The sequence below is a fragment of the Streptomyces sp. NPDC091281 genome (assembly GCF_044757425.1).
GTDB lineage: Bacteria > Actinomycetota > Actinomycetes > Streptomycetales > Streptomycetaceae > Streptomyces.
Window position 1 is genome coordinate 916,483 of sequence record NZ_JBIVUY010000002.1, and the last position, 19,403, is coordinate 935,885.

Annotated in this window: 15 protein-coding genes; 7 read left to right on the top strand and 8 right to left on the bottom strand. The window is 72.5% G+C overall.

From position 1 onward, the window contains the following. Positions 1-83: 83 nt before the first annotated feature. The 5 genes from ureA to cimA all read left to right on the top strand — a co-directional run bounded on the left by ureA (position 84) and on the right by cimA (position 6,489). The gene (ureA, locus tag ACIQPQ_RS08560) at positions 84-872 is read left to right on the top strand and encodes an urease subunit gamma (protein WP_401301347.1); all 789 of its coding nucleotides are present in this window, start codon (positions 84-86) and stop codon (positions 870-872) included. Next, positions 869-2,557, top strand: a complete 1,689-nt coding sequence (locus ACIQPQ_RS08565) for an urease subunit alpha (protein WP_401301350.1) — start codon at positions 869-871, stop codon at positions 2,555-2,557. Before ureA ends, ACIQPQ_RS08565 begins: the two co-directional genes overlap by 4 nt. 193 nt (positions 2,558-2,750) lie before the next feature. Continuing rightward, entirely contained in the window at positions 2,751-3,758 is a 1,008-nt protein-coding gene (locus ACIQPQ_RS08570) for an agmatine/peptidylarginine deiminase (protein ID WP_401301583.1), read from the top strand. A 170-nt stretch (positions 3,759-3,928) separates the two neighbouring features. Then, positions 3,929-4,474, top strand: coding sequence for a TetR/AcrR family transcriptional regulator (locus ACIQPQ_RS08575; protein ID WP_401301586.1), 546 nt, complete (start codon positions 3,929-3,931; stop codon positions 4,472-4,474). 410 nt (positions 4,475-4,884) lie between these two features. Continuing rightward, positions 4,885-6,489 (top strand): citramalate synthase, encoded by a 1,605-nt coding sequence (gene cimA / locus ACIQPQ_RS08580; protein ID WP_401301353.1) that lies wholly within the window; start codon positions 4,885-4,887, stop codon positions 6,487-6,489. A 23-nt stretch (positions 6,490-6,512) separates the two neighbouring features. On the opposite strand, the gene ACIQPQ_RS08585 is transcribed toward cimA, so the two are convergent. The 6 genes from ACIQPQ_RS08585 to ACIQPQ_RS08610 all read right to left on the bottom strand — a co-directional run bounded on the left by ACIQPQ_RS08585 (position 6,513) and on the right by ACIQPQ_RS08610 (position 12,164). After that, complete coding sequence (locus tag ACIQPQ_RS08585; protein ID WP_401301356.1) at positions 6,513-9,272, bottom strand: P-loop NTPase fold protein; 2,760 nt, start codon at positions 9,270-9,272, stop codon at positions 6,513-6,515. A gap of 7 nt (positions 9,273-9,279) precedes the next feature. Beyond that, positions 9,280-9,477 carry a DUF397 domain-containing protein gene (locus ACIQPQ_RS08590; RefSeq protein ID WP_401301359.1) on the bottom strand — a complete coding sequence of 66 codons (198 nt, stop codon included), beginning with the start codon at positions 9,475-9,477 and terminating at the stop codon, positions 9,280-9,282. 198 nt (positions 9,478-9,675) lie between these two features. After that, positions 9,676-10,851, bottom strand: a complete 1,176-nt coding sequence (locus tag ACIQPQ_RS08595; RefSeq protein WP_401301362.1) for a UDP-N-acetylglucosamine--N-acetylmuramyl-(pentapeptide) pyrophosphoryl-undecaprenol N-acetylglucosamine transferase — start codon at positions 10,849-10,851, stop codon at positions 9,676-9,678. Positions 10,852-10,880: 29 nt separating this feature from the next. Then, on the bottom strand, positions 10,881-11,087 hold the full coding sequence (locus tag ACIQPQ_RS08600; protein WP_401301365.1) for a DUF397 domain-containing protein: 207 nt from the start codon (positions 11,085-11,087) through the stop codon (positions 10,881-10,883). 61 nt (positions 11,088-11,148) lie between these two features. Further along, positions 11,149-11,346 (bottom strand): DUF397 domain-containing protein, encoded by a 198-nt coding sequence (locus ACIQPQ_RS08605; RefSeq protein WP_401301368.1) that lies wholly within the window; start codon positions 11,344-11,346, stop codon positions 11,149-11,151. Next, entirely contained in the window at positions 11,346-12,164 is an 819-nt protein-coding gene (locus ACIQPQ_RS08610) for a helix-turn-helix domain-containing protein (RefSeq protein ID WP_401301370.1), read from the bottom strand. Before ACIQPQ_RS08610 ends, ACIQPQ_RS08605 begins: the two co-directional genes overlap by 1 nt. A 112-nt stretch (positions 12,165-12,276) precedes the next feature. Here ACIQPQ_RS08610 and ACIQPQ_RS08615 point away from each other — a divergent pair, with 112 nt between their 5' ends. Then, positions 12,277-12,741, top strand: coding sequence for an ATP-binding protein (locus ACIQPQ_RS08615; protein ID WP_401301373.1), 465 nt, complete (start codon positions 12,277-12,279; stop codon positions 12,739-12,741). A 15-nt stretch (positions 12,742-12,756) separates the two neighbouring features. Here the strand turns inward: ACIQPQ_RS08615 and ACIQPQ_RS08620 are convergent, their stop codons facing one another. Both ACIQPQ_RS08620 and ACIQPQ_RS08625 read right to left on the bottom strand, forming a co-directional pair. After that, complete coding sequence (locus tag ACIQPQ_RS08620; RefSeq protein ID WP_401301376.1) at positions 12,757-13,788, bottom strand: NAD-dependent epimerase/dehydratase family protein; 1,032 nt, start codon at positions 13,786-13,788, stop codon at positions 12,757-12,759. A 295-nt stretch (positions 13,789-14,083) separates the two neighbouring features. After that, on the bottom strand, positions 14,084-15,955 hold the full coding sequence (locus ACIQPQ_RS08625) for a ricin-type beta-trefoil lectin domain protein (RefSeq protein WP_401301379.1): 1,872 nt from the start codon (positions 15,953-15,955) through the stop codon (positions 14,084-14,086). A gap of 341 nt (positions 15,956-16,296) precedes the next feature. Between ACIQPQ_RS08625 and ACIQPQ_RS08630 the strand changes: the two genes are divergently transcribed. After that, the gene (locus ACIQPQ_RS08630) at positions 16,297-19,320 is read left to right on the top strand and encodes a glycoside hydrolase family 3 N-terminal domain-containing protein (protein WP_401301382.1); all 3,024 of its coding nucleotides are present in this window, start codon (positions 16,297-16,299) and stop codon (positions 19,318-19,320) included. Positions 19,321-19,403 lie beyond the last annotated feature (83 nt).

The window sequence follows — 19,403 nt, forward strand, 5'->3', positions numbered from 1 at the left end:
GTGGCCCGTCAATGTTTTGGTTGCGTGAAGCCCATGTTTAGAGTGATGCTCTAACCCGTGGAGGACAAGGGAGGTACCGCAGCATGAGACTCACCCCCACGGAACGTGACCGGCTGCTGCTCTTCGGAGCCGCCGAGCTGGCCCGCGCCCGCCGGGCCCGCGGCCTCCGGCTGAACGTGCCCGAGGCGACCGCGCTGATCGCGGACACCGTCTGCGAGGCCGCCCGCGACGGGGTCCGCCTCGCCGAGGCGATCGAGCGCGCCCGGACCGTGCTCGGCCCGGCCGATGTGCTCCCCGGCGTCGCCGACGTCGTCACCGAGGTGCACGTCGAGGCCGTCTTCGACGACGGCTCCCGGCTCGCGGTGGTCAGCGACCCGATCGGCGGCGGCCTCGCCGACGCCGCGCCGGGCGCCCTGCTGCCGGGCCCCGCGCACCGCGAACCCGAGGCGGTGCTCCGGCTGACCGTCACCAACACGTCCACCGTGCCGGTCTCCGTGACCTCCCACTTCCACTTCTTCGAGGCCAACCCCCGCCTGGACTTCGACCGTTCGGCCGCCTACGGCATGCGCCTCGCCGTCCCCGCCGGGTCGTCCGTCCGCTTCGGGCCGGGCGAGAGCGGCGAGGTCGGCCTGCTGCCCCTCGGCGGCGACCGCGTCGCGATCGGCTTCGCGGGCCTGGTCGACGGCCCCCTCGACGCCCCCGGCGCCAAGGCGGAGGCCCTGCGCAGGGCGGCCGCCTGCGGCTACCTCGGCGTGACCGCCGACCGCGCGGACACCCCCGTCGGCCCCGGCCGCGCGGACATCTCCACCGGCCCCGGCCGCGCGGACACCCCCAGCGACGGCGGTCCCGCCGAGACAGGAGCGGCCCGGTGAACCCCGGCACCCCCCTCAGCCCGTACGAGTACGCCGCCACCCACGGCCCCCGCGCGGGCGACCGCGTCCGGCTCGGTGACTCCGGTCTGGTGATCCGCGTCGAGTCCGACTCCCAGTCCTACGGCGACGAGTTCCTCGCCGGGTTCGGCAAGACCGCCCGCGACGGACTGCACCTCAAGGCCGCCGCCGTCCGCGACACCTGCGACGTCGTCATCAGCAACGTCGTGGTCATCGACGCCGTGCAGGGCATCCGCAAGGTCTCCATCGGCATCCGCGAGGGCCGGATCTGCGGCATCGGCCGGGCCGGGAACCCCGACACCCTCGACGGCGTCGACGTGGTCGTCGGCACCGGCACCTCCATCGTCTCCGGCGAGGGCCTGATCGCCACCGCCGGGGCCGTGGACACCCACGTCCACCTGCTGTCGCCGCGCATCATGGAGGCCTCCCTCGCCTCCGGCGTCACCACGATCATCGGGCAGGAGTTCGGCCCGGTCTGGGGCGTCGGCGTGAACTCGCCCTGGGCGCTGCGGCACGCGTTCAACTCCTTCGACGCCTGGCCGGTCAACATCGGCTTCCTGGGCCGGGGTTCGTCCTCCGACCCGGCCCCGCTGGTCGAGGCGCTCGCGGAGGGCGGCGCGTCCGGGTTCAAGGTCCACGAGGACATGGGCGCCCACACCCGCGCCCTGGACACCGCGCTGCGCGTCGCCGAGGAACACGACGTCCAAGTGGCCCTGCACAGCGACGGGTTGAACGAGTGCCTGTCGGTGGAGGACACCCTGCGCGTGCTGGAGGGGCGGACCATCCACGCCTTCCACATCGAGGGCTGCGGCGGCGGCCACGTGCCCAACGTGCTGAAGATGGCCGGGGTCCCGAACGTCATCGGCTCCTCCACCAACCCCACCCTGCCCTTCGGCCGGGACGCGGTCGCCGAGCACTACGGCATGATCGTCTCCGTCCACGACCTCAAGACCGACCTGCCCGGCGACGCGGCGATGGCCCGCGACCGCATCCGCGCCGGGACGATGGGCGCCGAGGACGTCCTGCACGACCTGGGCGCGATCGGCATCACCTCCTCCGACGCGCAGGGCATGGGCCGCGCGGGCGAGACGGTCCGCCGCACCTTCGCCATGGCCGGGAAGATGAAGGCCGAGTTCGGCGCCCCGGACGGCGACGACAACGAGCGCGTCCTGCGCTACATCGCCAAGCTGACCGTCAACCCGGCCATCGCGCACGGCCTCTCCCACGAGGTCGGTTCGATCGAGGTCGGCAAGCTCGCCGACATCGTGCTGTGGCGGCCGGAGTACTTCGGCGCCAAACCGCAGCTCGTCCTCAAGTCGGGCTTCCCCGCCTTCGGTGTCACCGGCGACCCCAACGCGGCCACCGACACCTGCGAACCCCTCGTGCTGGGGCCGCTGTTCGGCGGCCACGGCGCCACCCCGGCCGACCTGTCGGTGGCGTTCGTCGCCCGCGCCGCCCTCGACCAGGGCAACGACACGATGCCCACCCGCCGCCGCCGGGTCGCCGTGCGCGGCACACGCGGCATCGGCCCGGCCGACCTGCGCCTCAACTCCCGTACGGGCGCGGTCGACGTCGACCAGCGGACCGGTCTCGTCACCCTCGACGGCGAACCGCTGCGCTCGGAACCGGCCGACTCGGTCTCCCTCAACCGCCTCTACTTCCTGTGACGTCGCCGTGAACCCGCCGCCCCACTCACCGAAGGTGCCCGCCATGACCTCCGCCCCGGCCTCGACCCCGCCCGCCGAGACCCCGCCCCCGGCCCTCGCCGAGACCCCGCCCCCGGTGCCGGCCCCCTCGCCGGTGTCGGCCCCCGCCCCGGCCCCGCATCCCGCCGGGACGCCCGCCGCCGACGGGTTCCGGATGCCCGCCGAGTGGACCCCGCACGAGCGGACCTGGATGGCGTGGCCGTCGCCCAACCCCACCTTCGACAGCGCCGAGGAACTGGCGGAGGCCCGGCACGCCTGGGCGCTGGTGGCCCGCGCGGTCCGCCGCTTCGAACCGGTCACCGTGGTCTGCGGTCCGGGCCAGTCCGCCGAGGCGGCCCGCCTGCTCGGCCGGGGCATCGACACGGTCGAACGCGACCTGGACGACGCCTGGATGCGGGACATCGGCCCCACCTTCCTCACCGACGGCCGCGAACTGGCCGCCGTGGACTGGACGTTCAACGGCTGGGGCGCGCAGGGCTGGGCCCGCTGGGAGCACGACGCGCGGATCGGCGGCGAGGTCGCCGCGCTCGCGGGCGCCCGGACGTACGCCTCCGCGCTGGTCAACGAGGGCGGTGCGATCCACGTCGACGGCGAGGGCACCGTCCTGCTCACCGACACCGTCCAGCTCGGCCCGGAACGCAACCCCGGCTGGAGCCGCGAGCGGGTGGAGGCGGAGATCCACGCCCACCTCGGCACCCGCACGGCGATCTGGCTGCCGCGCGGCCTCACCGGCGACTACCCGCCGTACGGCTTCGGGACCCTCGGGCACGTCGACATCGTGGCCGCGTTCGCCCGGCCCGGCGTCGTCGTCGCCCACCACCAGCCGGACCCGGCCCACCCCGACCACGAGGTGACGAAGGAGGTCATCGGGCTGCTCCGGTCGGCCACCGACGCGCGCGGGCGCCGCCTGGAGGTCGTCGAGGTGCCCGCCCCGACCGTCCTGGAGGCCGACGGCCACTGGGCCGACTACTCGTACATCAACCACTACCTCTGCAACGACGGCGTCGTCCTCTGCGGCTTCGACGACCCGCGCGACGAGACCGCCGCCGGGATCTTCGGCAGGCTCTTCCCGGAACGGACCGTCACCCTGGTCGACGCCCGTACGATCTTCGCCGGTGGCGGAGGCATCCACTGCATCACCCAGCAGCAGCCCAAGGTCTGAGGAGTCCCATGGCAGGCGCGCGCAAGGAGGCACGGGGCAAGGAGGCACGGGGCGAGGAGGCACCCGGCAGGGCGGCCTCGCCCTCGGAGGCCCCGCCCGAGGCCGCCCCGGGCCGGGGCGCGGCGTCGCGCAGGCAGGCCCCGCCCCGTGAGGACGTCCTCGCCGCCGCCATGGCCATGATCGCCGAGCGCGGCCTGGAGAAGCTGACCATGGCGGCGCTCGGCCGCGAGGTCGGGATGAGCAGCGGCCACCTCCTGTACTACTTCGGGACCAAGGACGAGCTGCTGCTGCGCACCCTGGAGTGGAGCGAGGGCCGCCTCGGGGTGGAGCGCGGCCGCCTCCTCACCCGGGGCGCCACCGCCCGCGAACGGCTCGACGCCTACGTCGACCTGTACGTCCCCGACGGCCACCGCGACCCGCACTGGACCCTCTGGCTGGAGGTCTGGAACCGCTCCCAGACCGCCGACGGCGACGCCCGCGACCGGCAGGCCGCCATCGAGGGCGCCTGGCACCGCGACCTGGTCGCCCTGCTCGCCGAGGGCGTCTCACGGGGCGAGTTCCGCCCGGTCGACCCCGACCGCTACGCCGCCCGGCTGCGCGCCCTGCTCGACGGCTTCTCCATCAACGTGGCCGTCGGCCTGCGCGGCACCGACCGCGAGCAGATCATCGGGCACGTCCGCGAGTTCCTGGACGGGGGACTGGCGCGGGAGGGCTGACGCGGCGGGGTGAGGGGGAGGCGAGGCGGCCCGCGGGCGCCGCAGGCCGTCCGGGCCGGCCCCCTCCGGACGTCCCGCCTCGCGGACCGGCTCCGCACGATTCCCGGACATCATGGACCGCATCGTGAGACACCCCCGGCAGGCCGCCGGGAGTGTGCCAAAATCCCCCCGTGCTCTCGTTCGCCACGATTATTGGCAGCAGGCGCGCCGGTCCGCAGTGACCGCCACGTACGACCAGGTACGGGCGGCCATCGTCGTCCTCGACCCGCGCGCAGACCTCTCGCACCCGCGAGAGGTTTTTCGTTTTCCTGGCCCACCTGTAGCCGGGGGACGAGCGCGAGGGACCATGGAGGGACGGTGGAGCCGGTCATTCCGGTCAGACCGAGATCCAAAACAGGAGCCTTGACACCATGACGGACACCAGCGAGCCCGACGACTCGTTCCACGTCTTCGACACCACCCTGCGCGACGGCGCCCAGCGTGAGGGCATCAACCTCACGGTCGCCGACAAGCTCGCGATCGCCCGGCACCTGGACGAGTTCGGCGTCGGCTTCATCGAGGGCGGCTGGCCCGGCGCCAACCCCCGCGACACGGAGTTCTTCGCCCGCGCCCGGGACGAGATCACCTTCCGGCACGCCCAGCTCGTCGCCTTCGGCGCCACCCGGCGCCCGAACGCCAAGGCCGCCGAGGACCCGCAGGTCAAGGCCCTCCTGGACTCCGGCGCCGACGTCATCACGCTGGTCGCGAAGTCGCACGACCGGCATGTGGAGCTGGCGCTGCGCACCACGCTGGACGAGAACCTCGCGATGGTCGCGGACACCGTGTCCTTCCTGCGCTCCCAGGGCCGCCGGGTCTTCGTGGACTGCGAGCACTTCTTCGACGGCTACCGCGCGAACCCCGCCTACGCCAAGGCCGTCGTCCGGGCCGCCGCCGAGGCGGGCGCCGACGTCGTCGTCCTGTGCGACACCAACGGCGGGATGCTGCCCGCGCAGATCCAGGCCGTCGTCTCGACCGTCCTCGCCGACACCGGCGCCCGGCTCGGCATCCACACCCAGGACGACACCGGCTGCGCCGTCGCCAACACCCTCGCCGCCGTCGACGCGGGCGCCACCCACGTCCAGTGCACCGCCAACGGCTACGGCGAGCGGGTCGGCAACGCCAACCTGTTCCCGGTGGTCGCCGCGCTGGAGCTGAAGTACGGCAAGCGGGTGCTGCCCGAGGGGCGGCTGCGCGAGATGACCCGGATCTCGCACGCCATCGCCGAGGTCGTCAACCTCACCCCGTCCACGCACCAGCCGTACGTGGGTGTCTCCGCGTTCGCCCACAAGGCGGGCCTGCACGCCTCCGCGATCAAGGTCGACCCGGACCTGTACCAGCACATCGACCCCGAGCAGGTCGGCAACACCATGCGGATGCTGGTCTCCGACATGGCGGGCCGCGCCTCCGTCGAGCTGAAGGGCAAGGAACTCGGCGTCGACCTCGGCGGCGACCGCGAACTGGTCGGCCGGGTCGTGGACCGCGTCAAGGAACGCGAGCTGAAGGGCTACACCTACGAGGCCGCCGACGCCAGCTTCGAACTGCTGCTGCGCGCCGAGGCCGAGGGCCGCCCGCTGAAGTACTTCGAGGTCGAGTCCTGGCGGGCCATCGTCGAGGACCGCCCCGACGGCACCCACGCCAACGAGGCCACCGTGAAACTGTGGGCCAAGGGCGAGCGGATCGTCGCCACCGCCGAGGGCAACGGCCCGGTCAACGCCCTGGACCGCGCGCTCCGCGTCGCCCTGGAGAAGATCTACCCCCAGCTCGCCCAACTGGACCTGGTGGACTACAAGGTCCGCATCCTGGAGGGCGTCCACGGCACCCAGTCCACCACCCGCGTCCTCATCTCCACCTCCGACGGCGCGGGCGAGTGGTCCACGGTCGGCGTCGCCGAGAACGTCATCGCCGCGAGCTGGCAGGCCCTGGAGGACGCGTACGCCTACGGCCTGCTGCGGGCGGGCGTGAAGCCGGCGGAGTAGGGGGGCCTTGGCCGTACGGGGGTTCAGCCGACCGGTGCGGTGCGGCGGGGATGCCGTGCGCAGGGCGGGCGGCGCTGTGGGGGGACGGCCGCCGCCGGGGCGGTCAGTGGGGCGAGGCCCCACGCCCGGCGTACCGCGTCGATCACGGTGCGCGCGGTGTACGGCGACAGGGCCAGCTCCTGCCGGGCCTCCGCGAGCGCGTCGGGGCCGCCGTCCGGCGAGGCGGCCTCGGCGTCGGCGCGCCGCCGGTTGAAGTCGGGCGGCCCGAACACGTCGAGCAGGGTCAGCGCGAGGGAGACGTACGCGGCGGCCTCGTCGACCAGCCGCCGCGGCTCCTCCGCGAGCCCCGTCGTGCCGGGCACCGCCAGCCGCAGCAGCGCCGGGCGCAGCGCCCGCATCGGGAGCGTGCACGGGCAGGCGGTCCGCAGATGCGCGGCGGCGTCCCGGAACAGCCCCAGCACATCCGGGTCGCCCGCCGTCCACGGCTGCTTCGCCAGCAGCGTCCGGAAGCCGGCCAGGGTCTCCGCCAGCTCCTCCAGGATCAACAGCCCCGCCACGTCCGGCAGTTCGACCTGCTCGGTGGCGGCCTTGATCTCCAGCAGGCGGCGCGCGTACCGCACCAGGTCGCGCGGGAGCCCACCGGACAGCGCGTGCGCGAGCAGCACGTACGGCTCCCCGATGCCCGGCGCCCGCACGCCCAGCATCCGCACCGCGTCCGCCGCCGTCCCCGGCCGCACATGCAGCACGTCGTCCAGCGAACTGTCGGTCACGTCCCGGTACGGCAGCCCCCGCCGCACGAACGCGGCCCCGACGTCCTCCGCGACGGAGACGAGGTAGTGCACGTGGGGCACCCCCAGGATCGCCTTGACCTCGGCGAGGAAGGCGAGGGCCTTGGTGTCCGAGCCGAGGCGGTCCAACTCGTCGATGACGATGACGACACGGTGCTTGCGCCCGTGCTCGTAGCTCGCGATCCGGGTCAGCAGCGCCCGGAAGTCGTCCACCAGAGCAGGGTAGTTGGGTGGCACGCTGGTCAGGGTCGTGGTGTGCGCGGTGCCGAGCGTCAGCACCTGCGCGGCACCCGAGTTGAGCGCGGCACTGGCGCTCTGCACGGTCTGGAGCCGGTAGAGGTGATCCCGGCAGTCGGTCACGAGCCGCGGGGCGGGCCGCAGGAACGACCAGGGTCTGCTGCCGAGCTTGAGCAGGACCAAGCCCAGGACGAACACCCCGACCCGGACCGCGTGGTCGGGGTCGGTGAGCAGGGGCCGGGTCCGCTCGTCGACCCCGACCAGGACGAGGATCACCAGGGGCAGCAACCTGGCGGGCAGGCCGTAGACGTAGGCGCGCTTGGCGGGCCACCACAGCAGCCTGGTGGTGGGGCCCTTCTCGTTGACGTCGGACATGCCGAGGCCGCACGCGAACCAGAGTGCGAACAGGGGCACGAACCACAGGTTGGCCAGGGCCGGGGCGTGCTGCCGCAGCTGCTCGTCCCAGAGCAGCGACAGGAACGGGCCGCACAGCAGAGTGGCCACGGTCACGCCGAAGAGCACGCTGGAGACGAGCCGCGCCCATTTCGCCAGGGTTCGGTTGTCCCGGAGGAACCACAGGACGATCCCGGCGGCGGCGAGGGCCAACGCGGCCTCGGGCTCCCGTCCTCCGAGCACGTCCGCCACGAACCCGGTTCCCCGCCCCGTGTAGTCCGCGACGTGCCGCTCGACATCCGGCAGGCGGTCCCGTTCCAGAGAGCGTTCGGTGGCGTACAGCCCGACCGCGACCAGCGTCACCGCGGGCACCGCGAAGAGCAGCCGTCGGCCGAGGTAGCGCAGTGGCCGGGACATCGCGCGTGTCACCCGGCGCAGGTACGACAGCCGGACGAACTCGGGGGCGTCGAAGCCCGCGCGCGTGATGTAGGTCCGGCAGACGGAGACGAAGAGGGAGGTGAGGAAGTCGTGCGGCGCGTACGTGGCGGGCGCGTGCGCGAAGACGGCGAAGTCGTCCTCGCGGACGCAGTTCTCCATGAGGCTCGTCTTGCCGACGCCGCGCGGTCCGCTGACGGCTATCACCCCGCCGTCCAACTGTCCCATCTTGCGGTCGAGTTCGGCTGCCGAGCCGTTGGCCACGAAGTACGACCGCTGCCGGGGTGCGCGCAACCCCTCGTGGCTGCTGGTGATCAGCAGGGTGCCGCGCTCGTCACCGAGCAGCTCCTCGACCGCTCGGGAGACCTCGTCCGCGAGCCCGGCCCGCCGCAGCTCACGGGTCCACAGCGTCGTGCTGAGCTGTTTCATCACCCAGAGGGCGATCACCACCGGCATCAAGGGCAGGGCGACGACGCAGGACCGCCACATGGCCCGTGGGGTCACGGGCGCCGCAGGCAGCAGAGTGCTCCGGGCGTACGTGTACGCCCCGACGCCGAGGGCGGGGGTCAGAGCGGTCGCCACCGTGACGGGCAGGGGCAGGTTCGTGTCACTCAGCAGGCCGAGCAGGACCACACTCACGGTGAGCCAGCCACCGAACGCCTCCGGGACGATCGGTCCCGGCCTGATGCGTGAACGCTCGTGCAGGCGCCCGACCCGCAGATGCAGCCGATGGCCCAACCGTGAATCGGACTGGCTCAGCACCCGGTTGACCACCGGCGGCGCACACATGGCGTCGACCACGGACTCCTCCGTGACGTACGGCCGCCGCCGCAACAGCTCACGTAACCGCCGGTCGCCCAGGCAGGCTCGCACCGCCTGCTCGTAGACGGCCCGCTCCCCGTACCGCCAGTGATATCCCCCGTTGCTCACTGTGTCTCTACAGCCGCCCGTCCCGACGGGCGAGCCCGAGGAACGCGGCCCACGTGGCGGCGGCGACCTGGAGAACGGGCCCGGTGGCCGGGAGGTTCTTGGAGTCGCGGACGTGGATGGTCGAGGGTTCGGCGGCGACCTCGACGCAGTCGCCGCCCTCGGGGCTGCTGTAACTGGACTTCACCCAGTGCGGTGCGGTGCTCAAGGGGCCTCCCGGTAGACCGTGCGGACAGCGCGCTCTCAAGGGCTGAGGGCGCGCCGGGACCGCAGCATTCCATACCCAGGGTGACGAACGCTGACGCTTCGGAAGAGTCCAACGTCGTTCGCTGACCGTGTACTTGGGCCGGTGAGGGGTCGGACTCCACGCCGCGCCCCGGTGAGACGTGGCCCGCGGCCCGGCCGATCAGCCGGACGCGGCGGACAGCACCACGTCCACGAGCCTGTCCGCCGCGTCCGGCCGCCCGTAGGTCCGGGCCCGCTCCGCCATCGCGGCCCGCAGAGCCGGGTCGGTCAGGAGGGGCCCCACCGCGTCGCGCAGAGCGGAGCCGGTGACCTCGCCGAGCAGTGCGAGGGCCGCGCCCGCGTCGGCCAGGTGCCGGGCATTGTGCGCCTGCTCGTTCCCGGCCGACGTGGCCAGCGGGACGAACACCGCGGGCTTGCCGAGCGCGGTCAGCTCCGCCAGCGTCCCGGCGCCGCTGCGGGACACCACGACATCGGCCAGCGCCAGCACGTCCGGAAGCTCCGCCCCGAGGAACCCCGTCAGGTGGTAGCGGCCCGCGAGGGCGGGGTCCAGTCCGGCCGCGGCCGACCGGAGTCCGTCCACGTTCGCCGGACCGCACTGGTGGATGACGTTCGCGTGCGCCAGGAGCCACGGCAGCGCTTCCCGCACCACACCGTTGATCTGCTGGGCGCCCTGGGCGCCGCCGGTGACGTAGACGGTCGGCAGACGCCGGTCGAACCCGTACAGGCCCAGCGCCTCCACCGCCTTGTCCGCGTGACCGCCGAGGACTTCGGGCCGTACCGGGTTCCCCGTGACGACCGCGCGCTCACGCACCTCGGCGGGCAGCAGGGGGAGGGAGGAGTCCGAGGACACCGCGATCCGCGTCGCCGAACTCGCGAGCTTACGGTTGGCCAGCCCGAGCCGGACCGTCTGCTCGTGCAGCACGAGTGGAACGCGGCACAGCCGCGCGGCCAGCCCGGCCGGGACCGCGACGTACCCACCCGTCGCCAGGACGACATCCGGCCGGAACCCCGACACGACGGAGCGGGCCTGCGCCACGCCGAGCGGCACCCGCGCCATGTCCTTCACGTTCGCGGCGGACAGCATCTTCAGCGGATTCGACGACCGGCGGATCTTGCCCGTGGCGACCGTCCTGAACGCGATTCCCTCAGCGGGAGCGACCCGCGCTTCGAGACCGTCCTCCGTCCCGATCCACAGCACGTCCAGCGTGCCGCCCGCAGCCACCAGACGGCTCTGCAAGGTCCGGATCGCGGTCAGTGCCGGATAGGTGTGACCGCCGGTACCTCCGCCCGTCACGATCAGCCGGAAGGAGCGGGGGAGTGCGGGGGCAGTGTTCATCCCGCGCACTTTACGGGCTGACCGGCCGGTCATGCCGAGGGGCGCCGCCCGTCCTCGCGTGTGAGCCCGAGGAACGCGGCCCACGCGGTCGGGGCGACCCGGAGAACGGGCCCGGCGGACGGGACGTCCTTGGAGTCGCGGACGTGGACCGCGAAGCGCCCGGCGGCGACCTCGACGCAGTTGCCGCCCTCACTGCTGCTGTAACTCGACTTGAACCACTGAAGTGCCGTGCTCATCGGGCCTCCTGGTAGTCCGTGGAGGTGGCGCCGGGGCGCCACCTGGTGTCGGCGGTGCCTACTACAACTGGACGTCCTCGCGGGCAAGCCCCAGGAACGCGGCCCACACGGCGGGGGCGACACGAACAACCGGCCCGGTGGCCGGGACGTTCTTGGAGTCGCGGACGTGGACGGCCGTGGGCTGGGTGGCGACCTCGATGCAATCGCCGCCCTCGTTGCTGCTGTAGCTGGACTTCACCCAGTGCAGTGCGGTGCTCATCAGTCTCCTAGCAGTCCGTGTAGGTAGCGCACGCTCTCTTCGGGAGAGAGGGCCTGAGACCGCAGCATTCCATACTTGTGGTGATAGTCGGCGACCTCGTCGGGATCATCCACGAGGAAACTCGCACGCTGTACTTCCAGGTAGACGAGCCGTTCGTACTCGGGGGTCTCCAGCAGGGTCATGGGGCCCGCGAGACCGGCGTGCGGCATGCGATCCATGGGCATGATCTGGAAGCTCATGTGAATCGGCTCGGTGTATTCCAAGACCCGGAGCAACTGACCACGCATCACCTCCGGACCACCCACCTGCCGTCGTAACACGCTTTCCTCCAGAACGAAATGGCCGACAGGAGGCACCTCGCGCTGCCACACCAACTGCCGCTTCATGCGCGCGTCCACCCACTGCTCGGCCGTTTCGCTACCCAGCGCGGGATAGCGGGAGTCGAACGAGGCGCGGCAGTACTCCACAGTCTGCAAAAGACCGGGGATCAGCTGCGTCTGATACGAGAACAGACTCACCGCCTCCTGCTCGTGATCCACCAACCCCTGCGCGAACTGCACCACCTTCTCCCGTACCGGCATCTCGGCCACGAGGACCGTCAGTACGCCTCCCGTGCCGAGGATGCGGTCGAACTCGACGGCGCGGTCGGGCTGGAGGGCCAGGCGGCCCTGTTCGATCGAACCGACGGTGTCCACGCTGATCTTCGCCTGGTCGGCGAACTGTTCCTGGGTGAGTCCGGCCTTCTTGCGGCAGTGCGCCAGCACCGCCCCCACCGCACGCCACGAACTGGGCTTCCTTGGCTTCCTGACCGTCTGCATGGCAGTTCCTTTCCCCCTTGGGCACCCCGACTCCTCGTAGTGAGGTCGTAGGAAAACGAACTACGAACTCACTCACTGCTCCACGATAGTGACTACCTGTGACAGTCGGACCATGGAAACCTTCACCCCGCCAGCACCCACCCCACCCACCCCACCGGCCCCGACGCCCCCACCCCGCACCGCCGTCTTCCCCAGGGACCGCCGCTCGGTCCGTGCCGCGCGGGAACTGGCCCGTGCCGCGCTCGTCGAGTGGGACGCGCTCGACCGTGCGGACGACGTCCTGCTCTGTGTGAGCGAGCTGGCCACCAACGCCCTGCTGCACGGCGTCCCGCGGAACCGCCTCTTCCGGCTCGCGCTGGAACTCGGCGCCGACGGAGTCCTCCGGATCGAGGTGCACGACAGCGGGGACGGCACGGTCCGGGCGGGCGAGCCGGGTCCGGACGCCGAAGGAGGGCGTGGACTCGGTCTCGTCCACGCCCTCTCCGACGACTGGGGCGTACGCGAACGCCACCCCGGAAAGATCGTCTGGTGCGCGTTCAAGACGCTCGGGCGGACGGGAGCCCCTGACATCCGGTGATCCGCGCCCGACCCGCTACCGGCCGAGCGCGGACAGGACGGCGGCCTCCTTCTCCGGTGCGATGCCGTGCTCGGTCCGGCGCGGGTGCTCCACGGGCTTCCCGCCCGCGCGGAGCCATGCCCAGGTGTCCGCCACCGTCTCCGCCAAGGGGCGGCACAGCAGCCCCGCGGTCCGCGCCCGCGTCGCGTCCACCTGCCAGGTGCCCGGCTCGGTGCGCCACAGCGGCAGTTCCGTCCACTGGCGCACGTCGTGGTCCAGGAGCAGCCGGTCCGGTGCCCAGATCAGCTCCGCGTCGCCGCCCGTCGCCGTCACGCAGGCCGTGAGGAAGTCGCTCATCGTGTCCCGGCCGGCCGGCGCCACGCAGTTGTACGGGCCGCCCCCACCGGCCGTGCCCCGGTCGAGGGCGAACGTGGCCACATCACGTACGTCGACGGGTTGCACGGTCCGGTCCGGAGCGCCCGGAGCGAGCATCCGTCCGCCCCGGGCCGCCCGGTTCAGCCACCACGGCAGTCGGCCGACGTACTCGCCCGGTCCGAGGATGACGCCCGGCCGCAGGACGACCGCCCGGTCCTCACCGAAGGCGGCGACGACCGCCCGCTCCGCGCCCGCCTTCTGACGGCCGTAGTGCCAGGCCGCGCCGTCCGGGCCCGCGGGGAGCAGGCCGTACCCGGCGTCCGCGTCCGGCGGCCCGTCCAGTACCACCGCGTCCTCCGTCACCGGCTCCCCGGGCCAGCCGCGGTAGACGTTCACCGTGGAGACGTACACGTACCGTTCGGCGACCGGGCTCAACAGCCGGGCGCCGGCGAGGACGTCACGGGGCGCCATCTCGGAGGCGGACGTGTCCACGACGGCGTCCCACCGGCCCGCCCCGGCGAGCCGCGCGAGGTCGGCGGCGACCGTACGGTCCCCGTGCACCGTGCGGACCCCGGCCGGCGCGGTCCCGGAGCGGCCCCGGTGGAAGACCGTCACCTCCCAGCCTCGGTCCAGGGCGTCCCGTGCGACCGCGCGACCGAGGAACCAGCTTCCGCCCAGCACGAGGATTCTCATGGCCGCGATCCTTGCCCGGAGGCGGGCACCGCGGGCCGGTGGACTCCGGCCCGTGACCGGGATGGCGTGCGCTTCTCCGCCGATCGGCGGAGCGGGAAGGCGGGAAGGGGGCGGTCGGTGGGGTGGGTCCCCGTCTGCCACGTTCCCAGAGGGATGTGGGCCCCGGCACCTCCGGGCGTGAGCCCCGTACGGGCACCCCGGCGCACCGCGTCGATCCCAGCGCCGAGCCGAGGGCCCGCCCGGTCACGCTCGCACCGGGCCGCCCCCGTCGAGGCCGCCCCTTCCTAAGGCGCCCCTACTGAAGCCGCCACTTCTGATTGGCCGCCCCCGTGCACGCCCAGATCTGTGCCCTCGCGCCGTTCGCCGACGAGTTGTCGGTGACGTCGAGGCACTTGTTCGCGGCCGTGTTGACGACGTCGCCGGTGCCCGCGTTGTAGGACCAGCGTTGGGCGCCGGAGCCGTTGCAGTCGTAGAGCTGGACCTTGGCGCCGTCGGCGGTCGAACCGGCGGTCACGTCGAGGCACTTGCCGAGGGACTGGAGGGAGCCGTCGGCCTGGACGGTCCACCGCTGGGCCGTCGAGCCGTTGCAGTCGTAGAGCTGCACCGCCGTGCCGTTGGCGGTCGAACCGCCCGCCACGTCCAGGCACTTGCCCGCGAGACCGACCAGCGAGCCGGACGTGCCGCCGCCCCCGCCGGACGGGGTGCCGGACCAGGTGAAGGTGGCCGAGGTCTTGCCGGGGAGGGAGTACGTGGCGTGCTGCCCGCCCCAGTTGATGGTGACCGTGCGGGCCGCCGAGGAGTCGTTGTAGGCGATCAGCGCCTTCGACCCGTCGGGGTTGCGCCAGGCCACGTTCGGCACCGCCGAGGACGCCGTGGAGGCGATCCGGGTGGCGCCGGGCCGGACGAACTTCGTGAGGTGGCCCATCGTGTAGTACTCGATCATGTAGTCGACCTGGCCGTGCCGGGAGTCCCCGTTGTGCACGGTGATCAGGCCGTCGCAGGTGCCGCAACCCCCGTTGTGCGGGCCCCGGTTCTGGTCCACGGCCAGCGACCACTTGGTCACCGACTTCGCCCAGTTGCGGGTGTAGTCCACGATGTTGAGCATGTCCTCGCGCTGCTGGTTGGCGATCCAGGTGCCGCCCGAGTGCTCGGTGCCGAACGCGTCCAGCGTGGGGTACTGGTTGTGCACCGTCGTCTGCTTGGCGACGTCACCGCCGTAGCCGTGCCAGGCGATCCCGCCGAAGTTGGGGTGGGAGCGGACCGCCGGGTCGTTCACCGTCTGCGCCGCGTACGCGTCGTAGGTGTCCCAGTTCCAGTCGTGCGCCAGCACCTTCGTGGAGAGCCCGGCCGCCGCCAGCTTCGGCAGCAGCTCGCTCTTGGTGAAATAGGCCAGACCCGACGCGTTCCAGCTCATCGAGGGGTAACCGCCGCAGCACGTCGGCTCGTTCTGCGCGGTCACGTACTGAACGGGCACCCCTTGATCGCGGTAGCCCTGGAGATACTTCACGAAGTACGAGGCGTACGCGCCGTAGTTCTCGGCCTTCAGCCAGCCGCCGTTGAGCTGACCGTTGTCCTTCATCCACGCCGGGGCCGTCCACGGCGAGGCGACCACCGTCAGGTCGGGGTTGAGCTGGCGGGCCTGCCGGGTCAGCGGCAGCACGTCCGCCTGGTCGTGGGCGAGGGAGAAACGGGCCAGCGTGGGGTCGGTCTGCCCGGCGGGCACGTCGTCGTAGGTGTAGCCGAAGCGGGCGAGGTCCGAGCCGCCCATCGGATTGCGGACGAAGGACAGGCCGATGCCCTCCGTCGGGGAGAACAGCTTCCGCATCGTCGCGTCCCGCGTGGCCTGCGACAACGCGCCGCTGCTGTTCATCAGCCAGGCCGCCGTGTCGGTGAACGAGGCGCCGCCGCCGGTGAAGGTCTGGTAGCGGGTGTTCTCGTCCACGGTGATGTTCTCGCCGCCGCCGCCCGCGCCCGCCTGGAACGCGAACGGCGTCTGCGCCTGGAGGCCGCGGACCACGTGCCGGCCGCCCGCGTCGTCGGTCGTGGTGAGGTACGCGGTGACCTGTTCGCCTGCCGCGTGCGCCGTGGGGGTCGCCACGGCGCCGAGCCCGGCCGTGGTGAGCAGTCCGGCCAGCAGCAGCCGGGCCGCCCGGAGACGTCCTGTCATGGAGCGCCGCCCTTCTGGGTGGGGGATGGGGGCGTGCGAGCCGTGAGTAAATGACGGCCGGACAGCCGCGTCAAGAGGTTGCGCATTCACTCTTTGAACGCGCAACGCCCCATGTCCGGCCGGTGGTTGCCCCTGTACCGGTTCCGGTTCGAACTCTTGACGGCGCACTCACCTGCCATTTAACTCACGTAATGATCTAAGTCGTGAGAGATCACCGGGCGGAAGGACCCGCAGAGCCGAGAACCGGGCAGCCGCCGCCCCGGAGCCGACCGACGAACCGCGCGCCCCGCAGGAACCCCAGGAACGCCACGCCACCGAGTTTCTGAGCCGAGGGAAGGTCCATGCGAAGAACCGCCCTGCTCGTCTCCGCCACCGTGCTCGCCACCCTGCTGCCCCTGTCCGTGTCCCGCGCCGCCGACGACCCGGCCGACCCGGCCCCCACCGCCGTCGACCGCTTCGAGGGTGAGGTCCCCTTCGCCGCCCAGCCCGCCGAGGGCATCTTCACCTGGGGCAGCGACAGCGACGACCCGCCCACCCTCCGCCTCGCCGACCGCCCGGACGCCCCCGAGGGCGCCAAGGTCCTCGCCGGGACCTACGACATCAGCGGCTGGGGCGGCTTCACCCACGACTACGCCGCGAACGAGCCCGCCCACGACTGGTCGGGCCACAAGGGGCTGCGCTTCTGGTGGGAGGGGCACGGCACCGGCCGCCGGATCGCCGTCGAGATCAAGGACGGCGGCGCCCACGGCGAGGCCTCCGAGCTGTGGACGACGTCCTTCGCCGACGACTCCACCGGCTGGCGGCAGATCGAGATCCCCTTCACGGACTTCGTCTACCGCACCGACTACCAGCCCGTCGGCGGCATCGACCAGGTCCTCGGCCTCACCGAGATGTGGGGCTACGCCGTCACCCTCCCCGCCGGAACCAGCGGTGAATTCGCCCTCGACCACGTCGAGTTGTACGGCCGCGCCGACCAGGCCCGACGTGCCGTCGTCACCACCGACGCCCCCGTCTACCCCGTCGGCGAGGGCGGCACCGCGGCCGTGAAGGTCACCCTGGCCACCACCGGCTCCGCGCCCGTGGACGAGCCCGTGACCGTCGCCTACGAGACCTCCGGCGGCACCGCCGAGGCGGGCAAGGACTACACCCCGGTCTCCGGCACCCTCACCTTCCCCGCGGGCACCCCCTCCGGGACCACCCGGACCGTGCGCGTGCCCACCCTCAAGGACCGGTCGGCGGAGGCCGCCGAGACCGTCCCGCTGAAACTGACGGTGACCGGCGCCAAGGCGCCCGCGGAGACCCCGCAGATCGTGGTCGACGCGCACGGACTGCCGTACCTGGACAGCCGGTTGCCCGTGAAGAAGCGCGTCGCCGACCTGGTCGGGCGGCTCTCGCTGGAGGAGAAGGCCGGGCAGATGACCCAGGCCGAGCGCGGCGCCGTCACCGCCACTCCGGGCGACATCGCCGCGTACGGCCTCGGCTCGCTGCTCTCCGGCGGCGGCTCCACGCCCACCCCCAACACCGCCGCCGCCTGGGCCAAGATGATCGACGGGTTCCAGCTGCGCGCGCGGGCCGGCCGCTACCAGATCCCGCTGATCTACGGCGTCGACGCCGTCCACGGCCACAACAACCTGGTCGGCGCCACCGTCATGCCGCACAACATCGGCATCGGCGCCACCCGTGACCCCGCGCTCGCCCGGCGGACCGGCGAGGTCACCGCCGCCGAGGTCCGCGCGACCGGCGTGCCCTGGGACTTCGCGCCCTGCCTCTGCGTCACCCGCGACGAACGCTGGGGCCGCTCCTACGAGGCCTTCGGCGAGGACCCCGCGCTGGTCGAGTCGCTGGAGACGGTCATCCAGGGCCTCCAGGGCGACCCCGACGGCAGCGACCTCAAGGACCGTGACCGCGTCCTCGCCACCGCCAAGCACTTCGTCGGCGACGGCGGCACCACCTACGGGTCCTCCACCACCGGCACCTACACCATCGACCAGGGCATCACCCAGGTCACCCGCAAGGAGCTGGAGGCCGTCCACCTGGCGCCCTACCAGGACGCCGTCGACCGGGGCGTCGGCACGGTCATGCCGTCCTACTCCTCCCTCGACATCGCCGGGGACGGCCAGGGACCGGTCAAGATGCACGCCCGCGCCGACATGATCAACGGCGTGCTCAAGGACCGGATGGGCTTCGACGGGTTCGTCATCAGCGACTGGGCCGCCATCGACCAGCTCCCCGGCGACCTGGCCAGCGACGTACGGACCTCCGTCAACGCGGGCCTCGACATGATCATGGTCCCCTACACCTACCAGGACTTCCGCACCGCGCTCGTCGCCGAGGTCCGCGCCGGGCGGATCAGCGAACGGCGGATCGACGACGCCGTGTCCCGCATCCTCACCCAGAAGTTCCGCCTCGGCCTCTTCGAGAAGCCCTACGCCGACACCAAGGGCGCCCAGGACATCGGCTCCGCCAAGCACCGGGCCGTCGCCCGCGAGGCCGCCGCCCAGTCCCAGGTCCTCCTCAAGAACGCGGGCGGCCTCCTCCCGCTGAAGAAGTCCCAGAAGGTCTACGTCGCCGGGTCCAACGCCGACGACATCGGCAACCAGGCCGGCGGCTGGACCATCACCTGGCAGGGCTCCTCCGGTGCCATCACCCCCGGCACCACCGTCCTCAAGGGCATCCGCGACACCGGCGCGCCCGTCACCTACAGCAAGGACGCCTCCGCGCCGCTCGCCGGACACGACGTCGGCGTGGTCGTCGTCGGCGAGACCCCGTACGCCGAGGGCGTCGGTGACGTCGGCAACGGCCACGACCTGGCCCTGTCCGCCGCCGACCAGGCCGCCGTGGACAAGGTCTGCGCGGCGATGAAGTGCGCGGTCCTGATCGTCTCCGGGCGCCCCCAGCTCATCGGCGACCGCCTCGGCGCCATCGACGCCCTGGTCGCCTCCTGGCTGCCCGGCACCGAGGGCGGCGGCGTCGCCGACGTCCTCTACGGCAGGCGCCCCTTCACCGGCCAGCTCCCGGTGACCTGGCCGCGCAGCGAGGCCCAGCTCCCGATCAACGTCGGCGACACGGCGTACGACCCGCAGTACCCGTACGGCTGGGGTCTCACCACCGGGACCAAGATCCCGACCGGCGGGACGGCCACCCTCCAGGCGCTCACCCTCGCGGCGACGGCGGCGGAACGCCTCGGCGCCGGGACCCTCGGCAAGACGCTGGTGAAGCAGGCCCGCCTGCTGGTCCAGCAGAAGATCGGCCAGCACGTCACGGCCGCCGTCTCCGCCCCCTTCGCCGACGCCGACCACCTCCTCCTCAAGGGCCGCTACGCCGACGCGATCCGCAAACTGACGGAGGCCTACCGCAAGTCCTGACCCTCCTACGCCCTGTCTGACACTCCCTCCTGCCGCGCTCCGGGCGACGACGGGAATGGTCGGACAGGCCCTCGCCCCGGCCG

Bases quoted from the DNA above. Each gene is read 5' to 3' on its own strand.
- ureA (WP_401301347.1), top strand. From the start codon at position 84: ATGAGACTCACCCCCACGGAACGTGACCGGCTGCTGCTCTTCGGAGCC.
- ACIQPQ_RS08570 (WP_401301583.1), top strand. From the start codon at position 2,751: ATGCCCGCCGAGTGGACCCCGCACGAGCGGACCTGGATGGCGTGGCCG.
- ACIQPQ_RS08575 (WP_401301586.1), top strand. From the start codon at position 3,929: ATGGCCATGATCGCCGAGCGCGGCCTGGAGAAGCTGACCATGGCGGCG.
- cimA (WP_401301353.1), top strand. From the start codon at position 4,885: ATGACGGACACCAGCGAGCCCGACGACTCGTTCCACGTCTTCGACACC.
- ACIQPQ_RS08595 (WP_401301362.1), bottom strand. From the start codon at position 10,851: ATGAACACTGCCCCCGCACTCCCCCGCTCCTTCCGGCTGATCGTGACG.
- ACIQPQ_RS08600 (WP_401301365.1), bottom strand. From the start codon at position 11,087: ATGAGCACGGCACTTCAGTGGTTCAAGTCGAGTTACAGCAGCAGTGAG.
- ACIQPQ_RS08605 (WP_401301368.1), bottom strand. From the start codon at position 11,346: ATGAGCACCGCACTGCACTGGGTGAAGTCCAGCTACAGCAGCAACGAG.
- ACIQPQ_RS08610 (WP_401301370.1), bottom strand. From the start codon at position 12,164: ATGCAGACGGTCAGGAAGCCAAGGAAGCCCAGTTCGTGGCGTGCGGTG.
- ACIQPQ_RS08615 (WP_401301373.1), top strand. From the start codon at position 12,277: ATGGAAACCTTCACCCCGCCAGCACCCACCCCACCCACCCCACCGGCC.
- ACIQPQ_RS08620 (WP_401301376.1), bottom strand. From the start codon at position 13,788: ATGAGAATCCTCGTGCTGGGCGGAAGCTGGTTCCTCGGTCGCGCGGTC.
- ACIQPQ_RS08625 (WP_401301379.1), bottom strand. From the start codon at position 15,955: ATGACAGGACGTCTCCGGGCGGCCCGGCTGCTGCTGGCCGGACTGCTC.
- ACIQPQ_RS08630 (WP_401301382.1), top strand. From the start codon at position 16,297: ATGCGAAGAACCGCCCTGCTCGTCTCCGCCACCGTGCTCGCCACCCTG.